Annotated in this window: 8 protein-coding genes; 6 read left to right on the top strand and 2 right to left on the bottom strand. The window is 44.3% G+C overall.

All coding sequences use genetic code 11. The annotated features are described in order from the left end of the window. The coding region (locus ACNKW2_RS02790; RefSeq protein ID WP_419147187.1) for an IS630 family transposase at positions 1–621 on the top strand (621 nt) is incomplete at its 5' end. A gap of 1,466 nt (positions 622–2,087) precedes the next feature. After that, a complete protein-coding gene (locus tag ACNKW2_RS02785; RefSeq protein WP_419147186.1) occupies positions 2,088–3,101 on the top strand; it encodes a tetratricopeptide repeat protein in 1,014 nt (337 codons plus the stop codon). Here ACNKW2_RS02785 and ACNKW2_RS02780 read toward each other — a convergent pair. Next, the gene (locus tag ACNKW2_RS02780) at positions 3,098–3,874 is read right to left on the bottom strand and encodes a nucleoside-binding protein (RefSeq protein WP_419147185.1); all 777 of its coding nucleotides are present in this window, start codon (positions 3,872–3,874) and stop codon (positions 3,098–3,100) included. The two genes, ACNKW2_RS02785 and ACNKW2_RS02780, sit on opposite strands and share 4 nt — an antisense overlap. 83 nt (positions 3,875–3,957) lie before the next feature. Then, a complete protein-coding gene (locus tag ACNKW2_RS02775; RefSeq protein ID WP_419147184.1) occupies positions 3,958–5,271 on the bottom strand; it encodes a Na+/H+ antiporter NhaC family protein in 1,314 nt (437 codons plus the stop codon). 315 nt (positions 5,272–5,586) lie between these two features. On the opposite strand from ACNKW2_RS02775, the gene dapB reads away from it, so the two are divergent. The 4 genes from dapB (at position 5,587) to greA (ending at position 11,496) form a co-directional block, all read left to right on the top strand. Beyond that, entirely contained in the window at positions 5,587–6,390 is an 804-nt protein-coding gene (gene dapB / locus ACNKW2_RS02770; protein WP_419147183.1) for a 4-hydroxy-tetrahydrodipicolinate reductase, read from the top strand. A gap of 210 nt (positions 6,391–6,600) precedes the next feature. Continuing rightward, complete coding sequence (gene carA, locus ACNKW2_RS02765) at positions 6,601–7,737, top strand: glutamine-hydrolyzing carbamoyl-phosphate synthase small subunit (RefSeq protein ID WP_336566612.1); 1,137 nt, start codon at positions 6,601–6,603, stop codon at positions 7,735–7,737. 16 nt (positions 7,738–7,753) lie between these two features. Beyond that, a complete protein-coding gene (gene carB, locus ACNKW2_RS02760; RefSeq protein ID WP_419147182.1) occupies positions 7,754–10,972 on the top strand; it encodes a carbamoyl-phosphate synthase large subunit in 3,219 nt (1,072 codons plus the stop codon). Positions 10,973–11,019: 47 nt separating this feature from the next. Continuing rightward, on the top strand, positions 11,020–11,496 hold the full coding sequence (gene greA / locus ACNKW2_RS02755; RefSeq protein ID WP_336566610.1) for a transcription elongation factor GreA: 477 nt from the start codon (positions 11,020–11,022) through the stop codon (positions 11,494–11,496). Positions 11,497–11,852: the final 356 nt, after the last annotated feature.

Raw genomic sequence — 11,852 nt, 5'->3', positions numbered from 1 at the left:
ACATATTCCCGTAGTTTTCGCACAATTAGCTATAGAGTTTTTGTACATTGGATCATCCAACTGGAAACGATCCTTAACACACCGGGACACCTTTCTCCTGAGCGTATCGATGTGTGGTTTCAGGATGAAGCACGGTTCGGCCAGCAAAACCCGACCACGCGTATTTGGGCTGAAACAGGGACTCGCCCACGCGTTGTGAAGCAACAGCAGTTTGAATATGGGTATTTGTTCGGCGCGGTCTGCCCCGCAACAGGTCAAACAGAGGCGTTAGTAAGTCCCTTTGTCAATAAAGAAGCAATGAGGCAGCACATACGTCAGATATCACAAGCAACACCAGCTGGAAGACATGCTGTTGTGATAATAGATGGTGCAGGATGGCACACATATGATACTGCGACAGAGTTCAAAAATGTCACATTAATAAAACTACCTCCCTATTCACCAGAGTTAAACCCAATAGAGCAAGTGTGGAGTTGGCTACGACAACACTGTTTATCTAATAGAGTATTTTCATGCTATGAAGAAATCGTAGATGAGGTTTCAGAGGCTTGGAATCACTTTATTTCAGTACCTGAGCGGGTAAAAAAGATGTGTAATCGGGAGTGGATAAAATTGATTTAATCTTTATGCGGATTGGTATAAGTAAGTTGATGAAAGACATTCATCCATGAATCTCATCGACATTAGTACTTCCTTGTACGTCAAACCCCGATTCGAAAGAGTCGGGGTTTTTTGCTATGTGGAATTCAAAAAAAGCGCGGGGTAAACCCGCGCCTACAAGAAATAACAGCCTTGAGAGCAATGTAGACAGAGTGGTAAAGATAACCGCGCGACTCTGACAACCTTTGGACACACATCCTTGTGGAGGGCTTCCGGCTCGGTATCCATATCTCGCGTTCACTGCGCTGCGAAGCAGTGCTTCGGTCGCAGTTCACCCTTCTACGTCAAACCCCGATTCGAAAGAGTCGGGGTTTTTGCGTTTAGTGCATAATAATGAGCGCGGGGTAAATCCACCTATAAGATATACATGCCCTTAAGATAGGTGTGTTGTTATCGAGCCTACTAAATAATATTAGTCAGTTAGAGCTCGTTAGTAGAAGGGGGTCGACAAGCAATGTTACGGTCTTTTATTTAATATTGCTTTGCAGTTGAGGAAGACTTTACCTGCATGAGAAAAATTCACATCTAATTGTCTGAGCCTCGTAAAATCTATAGTTACAGCTAGAGATCTCTTATCCATGTTTTTTTAACAGCTGAAATCAAACTCGTACTATTATTGGCATTCTGAATAGCAACTGACTGGTTTAGTATTGCAGTTTTATGAACTGCGTTTTTTCAAAGCTGAATTTCGGTTTGTAAGCAATAAAAAAATAATGACCACAAGCCTCGATACTGGATTCAAAAAAGCTATGAATAATACATATTCTATTTTAAAACCTGTTGGCTGTCGCAATATATATGCTGGTTGTAGTGTGTCTTCAAGGTCTGATTAATTATTTGCATATCTCATTCTAGCTTCCTGTGTTCTAAGGTTAAGTAAGTCGCAGGTTGCAGTACTCGATGGTAAGAGAGCTTACTATGTAATTGAACTCGGCTAAGAAAATCCATTGTCCCACTTGCACAAGTAAAGTGCATTAACAGGTAAAGGAGATATCGTTATGAAAGATATGCAGCAGTTGTGACTTAACTAAACCAGGTTTATTTAGCTACAAAACGCACAAGGAAAGTGGTTTAAGCTAATGGTAGAGCCATTAAATGATAGGTTATTCCCAAATCCGTAAACTCCGTAAAGGTCCCAATGGGGGCCTTTATTTAGCTATAATTACTGATATTCATTGGGTTATTTATATAGCTAGCCTATTGCTAACAATAGCTGCCTGCCTATAGCCATTACGATAATCGCGCCAAGTGCCATATGCAGAGATGGTAGTTGTTATGGTTTTAGTTATTATATTAAAAAGTATGGTAATAAGCCTACAGATACTCAATGGTTAAGGCACTCGAAAAGCTTGCTGTGTGGCTAACTCAGTGTGAGCCAGCTAGACTAGACATTAGTGTTAAGTGGATTGGGTTCTTTGGGGGAGGCTGTGGCTGTATTAATGTATTTTCTGGTGTCAGCAGTACTGGTTTCACCAAGCTTGTTATACAAAGAGCTGCAACTGATAGAATCATTGAATCAGGCTAACCCTGCAAAAGCCACACAAAGATATAAAGATATAAAAGGTACACTCCCTAGTGAGCCTTCAAAGGGTCTCTATGCACTTCATCGAGCTGCTTTAGAGGCAGCGATCAGAAGCAATAACCATGACTTGATCCGCGATATTATTTTGCCATTTACCGAGCAAACGAGCTGGCTTGAGTTTTTGCGAGTTGAAAAAGCTGAATTAGCCAACTATTTAGCGATTTATTACCGTCGAAATCAGCAGATGACGCTTGCCAGTAATGGTTATGAGTGTGCACTTAAGCACGCCGATAGTATGCAAAAACCAACGATTATTAATAATCTAGCAGTTCATTACCGAACCAGTGGCAAACCCAAGGACGCTCAACAACTGTTAGAGCAACATCTTAATAAGAACTATGAAAAATCGGTTATTACCGCATTTTCTAACAACCTAGCCAATGTTCATTATGATTTGGGGAATTACGCACAGGCCAGCACATTGTATATCAAGGCGTTGCAAGCATACCAAGCTGAGAAGCAGACCATCGAAGCCAGTTATGTCGGCCTGAATCTGCTCAATGCACTTTTAATTGGTGGTGAGATAGAGGCGTTTGCTCGATATAGTAATACGGTGGCTGAGCAAGTGAAGCAAAGTAACAACGTGGAGTTCAATACCGTGCTTAAGTGGCAGCAGCAGGTGTTTTTGAAAATAACAGCGAATAACGCTCCTAGTGATACCATTTTGCAACAGTTAACTGACTCGTTACCAAAACTGCTGAAAAGCGAGTTTGCAAACAATGTCGAGCTCTACGTTGCATTATTAGCTCTGCCAAAATTGCAAACTCAGTTATCTCAATATAAAAAGCCTACTGAGAATGACAGCGGCAAAGCAATAAAGCCGCTAAAGCCAATTGCTTTGCCATGGTGTGGGAGTTAGAAAGTCCAAGCTAGATGTAGCTGTGGAACCGACTCAGTGGTATCTGTGCCTAGTTTATTATGCCAATACTGCCACTCAATCCCTAACATCAGTTGATTGACTGGCATGCTTAAGGCGTGCCCCAAATCCCATTGTAAGATTGGTTGTGCTAGAAGCCAGCCATTAACGGTGTCACCAAATTCATTTTCACGCTCTGCGATATACTCTACATGGCCGGTGAGATAGAAGCGCTGTTGGCCTATGGCAAAAGGGTAGCCCCACGCAAGGTCTAGCATCCAACTGTTAGTCTCTTTGGGTGCTCCACCTTTGGCAATACCTTGACTATCATCTTGATATAACGTGAAGGTTGAAGAGAAAAAATTAAAGCCAGGTACATTCCAGTTTACTTTAAAACCAGGTAAGTACTTCATGACTTTAGCATCTCCCGCGGCATTGACACCCAGTGTTAAGCTAATATCACTAATGCTTTCGAATTGGCTTTGGTAGTCCATTATTTTGGCTAATGAGAAACTGGAGTACCACTCGCCGTAAAAGTCGCCGTCTTGATAGCCATCGCGAAAGTCATCTTTGCTGTAATCAATAAAGAAAAAATTGTCGCCATATTGATAGCCAGAGGCGTGTTGCAGAGAGTAAACGGTTGAGTTTGCTTGGGCTTGGCTAAATGGGTTTTTAAATTCACCATGATTTAGGTGAAGTTGGGTGTTACTCCAATCAGCGGCCGTAGCGCTACTGGCTAAAAACAACGTAGGAAGTAAAAGAGAGTTTAATTTCATTATTAGAAGTAAATGTGCACTAAAAATGAAATTATAACAAAAGCGCCCAATGATGGGCGCTTTATGGCAATAAAAAGTTGCTATTAGGCTTTATTTCGTCTTAAACAAATCACTGTGACTGCCGTGAAAGCCAAAATAAAACAATAATATGAAGAACTAGAAACATCCCAAGGGCTTATTTTAAACGTGGCGCCGAGTAATAATGCTTGGGCACCATAGGGCAGGGAGCCTTGCATCACACAAGCAAAAATATCTAATAAACTTGCCGAGCGCTTAGGCGTAATATTGCCGTCTTCGGCGAGCTTTTTAGCCACCGGGCCTGCAACAATAATACTGACGGTATTGTTAGCGATACATAAGTTGCTGGTAAGAACTAACGCGGCGATACCCAGTTGATCCGCTACTTTACGATGCCATTTTGCAATGATAGCAGTGAGCTTTTGGATTTGTTTCGCTAAAAAGTCGAGGCCACCATTTACTCTGATAAATTCAGACATGCCGCCAATAAACATGGAGAGCAAAAAGATTTCTTGCATCTCACTAAAGCCGGTGTAGATATCGCTTAAGAAAGCAGAGCCTTGATAATCGCCGACAAATCCCATCAATCCAGCAAAAATGATTCCGCTAAATAACACAACAAAAACGTTGATCCCGATAACCGCTAAAATCAAAATAAAGGCATATGGCAGCACCAATAACCAGTCAAAGTCTTTGCTTTCAACGACTTGAGGCTCTGGGGTGACGAAGACTAGTAGCAAGACGGTAAGCAGCGCAGCCGGTAAGGCAATTTTGAGGTTTTCTTTGAATTTGTCTTTCATTTCGCAGCCCTGAGTGCGGGTCGCGGCAATCGTAGTATCAGAAATAATTGATAAATTATCGCCAAACATGGCACCAGACACTATCGTACCTGCCATCAATGCCGGATCGATTCCGGTCTTTACGGCCACCGCAACAGCGATTGGGCCCACAGCACCAATGGTTCCCATCGAGGTGCCCATGGCTGTAGAAACCACCGCTGAGATCAAAAATAACCCAGGTAATAAAAACGCAGCAGGGATCAAAGACAAGCCTGCATTTACCACAGCGTCGACCCCACCGGTGGCACTAGCAACGGCAGAAAAGGCGCCAGCCAGCAAGTAAATCAAGCACATAGTAATGATATTATTGTGGCCGGCACCACGAATGAAGGTTTCAACACTGCGGTTGATGGTGTCTTTATTTAAGATAAATGCCAACACAATGGCCGGTAAGATAGCAACAGGTGCTTTTAACTGGTAAAAAGCGTAATCAACTCCCTGTGATTGTAAATACAAACCAGCACCCAAGAAGATAGCGACAAATGTCAGCAGAGGTAGCAAGGATAGTTTTGCTTTTGTTTGATTATAGTTTGGCTGCATAGCACTCCCCAAAATTGAACACAGCCAGCACCGACTGTGAAACCGCACAACACACCTAGATCAGAGTCAGGTTTGAGACCCGAGAGGTGAGCAGGCGCGGAAGTTTATATGTTTAGACGTCTAAAGTCTAATGTTTTATTATTTTCATCCACCCTGACTATGACACACAGATAGGTTAAACTCTAGCACTATGAAAAAGCATAAGAATTACTCTATTTATGACCAGTGCATCAGTAGGCTGACGCATTAGTGATGGTGATAACATGATGGCATCGCCGGAGTAAGCAACTGAATTAACACAATTAAGGGGAACACATGACCAAAGTCGGGATCTTTGGTGCTAATGGCCGTATGGGCTTAGCACTGATTGAGGCTTGTCATCACGATAGTGGCGCTCAATTAGCGGGGGCTTTTGTTCGTAGTCAATCTCAATACCTCAATCAAGCCATAAGGCAACTACAACCCCAAGCCGACGCCGATAGCCACTTTTGTAGTGAAGAAAGCGACCTCAGTGCTGTGGATGTGGTGGTTGACTTTACGTTGCCAGAGGGCATGAAAAAACATTTAGAAAAGGCGGTAGCTGAGGGGAAACCCATGGTGATTGGTACTACCGGCTTAACGGCTGCAGACATGTCGCAGCTTAAAGCTGCAGCCAACACCATACCGATTGTTTTTTCTCGCAATTACAGCGTTGGCATTAATTTATTATTGAACCTAGTACAAACAGCGGCAGAAAAGCTCAGTGATGACATGGATATTGAAATCTTTGAAGCCCATCACCGCAACAAAGTTGATGCGCCATCGGGCACGGCACTGGCGTTAGGAGAGGCTATTGCCGATGCCAAAGGCTGGCAACACGATGAAGTTGCAGTGTACGACCGCAGCCACAGTCATGAAGCCAAATCACAACAAGAAATCGGTTATTCAGTGCTTCGAGCTGGCGATATTGTAGGTGAACATACGGCTTACTTCGCAACTATGGGGGAAAGGCTTGAATTAACCCATAAAGCGGCATCAAGATTAACCTTTGCATCAGGTGCTATAAGGGCTGCGAAGTGGTTAAAAGATAAGCCGGCGGGTCTTTATGATATGCAAGATGTGCTAGATTTAAAGAAGTAATCGTATCATTTTAAGGGTTTAAAGTAAAATACACTGCAAACCCTTTGTTTTTATAAATTATGTGATTTTGATTAGACGAAATAGGAATCTTGCTGTAGACTATAACGAATTTGCCAAAATTTTAAAAACTGCGTGTTACCAAGCGCTTTTGTAAACGGGATGTGGAGCGTTTTCTTGCTTTCGCCCGTTTTTTACTATTAGGAGGTTAACTTGACTAAATCCGCTCTGTTAGTCCTTGAAGACGGCACGGTGTTTCGCGGTACTGCTATCGGTGCTGACGGTATGTCAGTCGGAGAAGTGGTATTCAATACGTCCATGACGGGGTATCAAGAGATCTTAACGGATCCTTCATACGCGGAACAAATCGTTACGCTTACTTACCCACATATCGGCAACACCGGTACTAACAGCGAAGATGAGGAAGCGGACAGAATCTGGGCGAAAGGCCTAGTGATCCGTGACTTACCACTGCTTGCGAGTAATTTCCGTAACGAACAATCACTCAGTGATTATCTAAAGCAACGCAATATCCTCGGGATAGCGGATATTGATACTCGAAAATTAACTCGGATCTTACGTGATAAAGGCGCACAGAATGGCTGTATTATCGCAGGTGATGAGGTTAACGAGCAACAAGCGCTGGAAGCGGCTCAAGCTTTTCCTGGCTTAAAAGGGATGGATTTAGCGAAAGTAGTAACAACAGAAACTCAGTTTGAATGGCGTGAATCAAGCTGGACTTTGGGTGAGGGATTCAAAACCCTATCGCCAGAAGAAGAAAAGTTCCATGTTGTTGCCTACGATTTTGGTGTGAAAAAAAATATTCTACGGATGCTCGTAGACAGAGGCTGTAAGCTAACCGTAGTACCTGCGCAAACCTCCGCAGCTGACGTACTGGCTTTAAATCCTGATGGCGTGTTCTTATCTAATGGACCTGGCGACCCCGAGCCTTGTACCTATGCAATCGATGCTATTAACACCTTCCTTGATAAAGAAATCCCATTATTTGGTATTTGTTTAGGTCACCAACTACTGGCGCTTGCGTCAGGGGCGAAAACCGCGAAAATGAAGTTTGGCCACCACGGTGGTAACCACCCGGTAAAAGACATCGAACGCGACGTGGTGATGATCACAGCGCAGAACCACGGTTTTGCTGCTGAGGAAGCAAGTCTACCTGATAATTTGCGAGCAACGCATAAATCACTCTTTGATGGCACTTTGCAAGGTATTCATCGTACTGACAAGCCGGCATTTAGTTTCCAGGGTCACCCGGAAGCCAGCCCAGGGCCTCACGATGCAGCACCGCTATTCGATCATTTTATTGAATTAATGCAATCTCACAACGCTTAATAGGACCGGAGTAATAATGCCAAAACGTACAGACTTAAAAAGTATTTTGATCTTGGGCGCAGGCCCAATCGTTATCGGCCAAGCATGTGAATTTGACTACTCTGGTGCTCAGGCCTGTAAAGCGCTGAAAGAAGAGGGTTATCGAGTCATCTTGGTAAACTCGAACCCAGCTACCATCATGACTGACCCAGAAATGGCTGATGCTACTTATATCGAGCCAATTCACTGGGAAGTGGTAGAAAAAATCATTGAAAAAGAAAAGCCAGACGCGGTATTACCTACCATGGGCGGCCAGACAGCGTTGAACTGTGCACTGGAGTTGGATAAGCACGGTGTGCTTGCCAAGCATGGTGTGGAGTTAATTGGTGCCACAGCAGATGCCATCGATAAGGCAGAAAACCGTGAGCGTTTTGACACTGCCATGAGAAACATTGGCCTTGAGTGCCCGCGTGCGGAAATTGCGCACTCTATGGATGAAGCCCATGATGTGCTCTCTCGCATTGGTTTCCCGTGTATTATTCGACCATCATTCACTATGGGTGGTACCGGTGGTGGTGTTGCATACAACATGGAAGAGTTTGACGAGATCTGTACTCGTGGACTCGACTTATCTCCGACTAATGAGCTGCTTATTGATGAAAGTTTGTTGGGTTGGAAAGAGTATGAGATGGAAGTGGTTCGTGACAAAAACGACAACTGCATCATTGTTTGCTCAATTGAAAACTTCGACCCTATGGGCGTGCACACTGGTGACTCAATCACGGTAGCGCCAGCGCAAACCTTGACCGACAAAGAATACCAATTAATGCGTAACGCCTCGATGGCAGTATTACGTGAAATTGGTGTTGAAACGGGCGGTTCGAACGTACAATTTGGGGTAAACCCAGTTGATGGCCGTATGGTTATCATTGAGATGAACCCACGTGTATCACGCTCTTCTGCACTGGCATCAAAAGCAACGGGTTTCCCAATTGCGAAAATCGCCGCCAAGCTTGCTGTTGGTTACACGCTGGACGAGCTGCAAAACGACATCACAGGTGGCGCAACACCAGCTTCATTCGAGCCATCAATCGATTACGTTGTTACTAAGATCCCACGTTTCAACTTCGAAAAATTTGCCGGCTCTAATGACCGCTTAACCACACAAATGAAGTCAGTGGGTGAGGTGATGGCCATTGGTCGTAACCAGCAAGAGTCATTGCAAAAAGCATTGCGTGGCCTAGAAGTTGGTGCTACTGGTCTAAACCCTGTGGTACCGCTAGACGCCATTAACGCCAAAGAAACCATCATTCGTGAACTACGTGAACCAGGTTGTGAACGTATTTGGTACATTGCAGATGCTATGCGTCATGGCATGTCTGTGGAAGACGTTTTTGAGCTGACCAAAATTGACCGTTGGTATCTGGTGCAAATTGAAGACATTCTTAAAGACGAAGCAAAAATCGCTGAAGTTGGCATGGCCGGTCTGAATAAAGACTTCTTACGTCGCTTGAAGCGTAAAGGCTTCTCAGATGCGCGTATTGCCGAAATCGCCGGAGTGTCTGAAAAAGAAATTCGCAAGAAACGTCACCAGTTAGAAATCTTGCCAGTGTATAAGCGCGTTGATACCTGTGCTGCTGAATTTAGCTCAGACACTGCCTACATGTACTCGTCTTACGATGAAGAGTGCGAGGCTGCGCCGTCAGACAAAGACAAGATCATGGTTATTGGTGGTGGCCCTAACCGTATTGGTCAAGGCATCGAATTCGACTACTGTTGTGTACACGCGGCGCTTGCAATGCGCGAAGACGGTTATGAAACCATCATGGTGAACTGTAACCCTGAGACGGTTTCGACCGACTACGACACTTCAGACCGTTTATTCTTTGAGCCAATTACCCTCGAAGACGTATTAGAAATTGTTCGTGTTGAAAAGCCAAAAGGCGTGATCGTTCAGTACGGTGGCCAAACGCCATTGAAACTGGCCCGTGATCTTGAGGCTAACGGCGTGCCAGTAATTGGTACTTCTTCTGATGCCATTGACCGCGCGGAAGACCGTGAACGCTTCCAACAGTTAGTGGAGCGCTTGGATCTACTGCAACCAGAAAATGCCACTGTAACGTCTTTAGAAGAAGCCATCTCGAAATCACAAGAGATTGGTTTCCCACTGGTTGTACGTCCATCGTATGTACTTGGTGGTCGTGCTATGGAAATCGTTTATGATGAAGCGGACTTGCGTCGTTACATGACCGAAGCGGTTTCGGTATCAAACGAAGCACCGGTATTGCTTGACCGCTTCCTAGACAACGCCATTGAAGTGGATGTTGATGCGATTTGTGATGGCGAGAACGTTATCATTGGCGGCATTATGGAGCACATTGAACAAGCTGGTGTACACTCTGGTGACTCTGCTTGCTCACTGCCAGCACATACGTTGTCGCAAGACATTCAAGATGTCATGCGCAAGCAGGTGCGTGATATGGCGCTTGAATTAGGTGTTGTGGGTCTAATGAACACCCAGTTTGCGGTAAAAGATGATGAGGTTTATCTGATTGAGGTGAACCCACGTGCCGCGCGTACAGTACCTTTTGTGTCTAAAGCGACGGGTGTGCCATTAGCGAAAGTAGCGGCGCGTTGTATGGTTGGCCAATCGCTCGCTAGCCAAGGCATTAGCAAAGAAATTATTCCACCGTATTACAGTGTTAAAGAGGTGGTATTGCCATTTGCTAAGTTCCCAGGCGTTGACCCTATGCGTGGCCCAGAGATGCGCTCAACCGGTGAAGTCATGGGTGTTGGTGAAAATTTCGCCGAAGCATTTGCAAAAGCGCAATTAGGTGCAGCAAACGCTTTACCACGTGGCGGCCGCGCGCTACTATCTGTGCGTAAGAGTGACAAGGCACGAGTTGTAGAGCTAGCAAAGACCATGAAAGCAATTGGCTTTGAATTAGACGCTACAAGTGGTACTGCCAAAGCGTTAGAAAAAGCAGGCATTGAAGTACGTCGTGTAAACAAGGTATTTGAAGGTCGTCCTCATATTCTTGACCGCATCAAGAATGGTGAGTACAGCTACATTGTAAATACCACTGAAGGTCGCCAAGCAATTGAAGACTCGAAGGTGTTACGTCGTGGTGCATTGCAGCATAAGACTAACTACACCACTACGCTAAATGCAGCGTTTGCAAACTGTACAGCGAATGAAGCTGATGACAGAAGTTCTGTAAACTCTGTTCAAGAACTACACCAGCGTTTGAACTAAGAAGAACTGAGCCAAGGCTGCGTGCCTTGGCCATGAGTGAGATACTTATGCAATCAATTCCGATGACAGTACGAGGCGCAGAATTGCTTCGTGAAGAGCTGAATCATTTAAAAAAAGTTGTCCGTCCAAAAATCGTAGCTGACATTGCTGAAGCTCGCGAGCACGGTGATTTGAAAGAAAACGCCGAGTACCACGCTGCAAGAGAGCAGCAGGGCTTTTGTGAAGGCCGTATTCAAGAGATTGAAGGTAAGCTGTCAACAGCACAGATCATTGACGTCACTAAGATGGAAAACAATGGTAAAGTGATTTTTGGTAGTACTGTTTCTATTGTTAATGTTGAAACAGATGAAGAAGTCAGCTACCGCATTGTTGGTGATGATGAGGCGGACATCAAAAGTAACTTAATTTCGGTAAATTCACCTATTGCGCGTGGACTTATTGGTAAAGAGTTAGATGATACTGTTCATATTCAAACTCCAAATGGTGCCGTTGAATTTGAAATCATCGAAGTTGAATACAAGTAACTGCAAACGACCTTGTAGTTTGCTCTCTTAGTTAAACCAGTTTGGTTAACTGCTAAAAAGGCTCACATTTAGGTGAGCCTTTTTGTTTTCTACCAAGCGCCATTATTTGAATTAACCGTTCCCACTTCGGGCCCTGTAATTAGCTGTAATTGCATAATTTCCTGCCTTATTGCTTACTAAAATTAACGCTCTAGCTGGGTGCTGCTGACAGCGTTTATGAAAATGCATTACACTCATGTGTGCGGCATTAATTACTCTATTTACATAACCAAGCTCAACTCAATTAACGGTATCCGTATTGGCCATAATGGCTTGCGATAAAACACATCTGATTTTATGGTTGCGGCAAAATAAGG

Source organism: Pseudoalteromonas 'SMAR', assembly GCF_048515945.1.
Taxonomy (GTDB): Bacteria; Pseudomonadota; Gammaproteobacteria; order Enterobacterales; family Alteromonadaceae; genus Pseudoalteromonas.
Note: the sequence above shows the minus strand (reverse complement) of the source record. Positions and strands in the feature narration are given on the sequence as shown.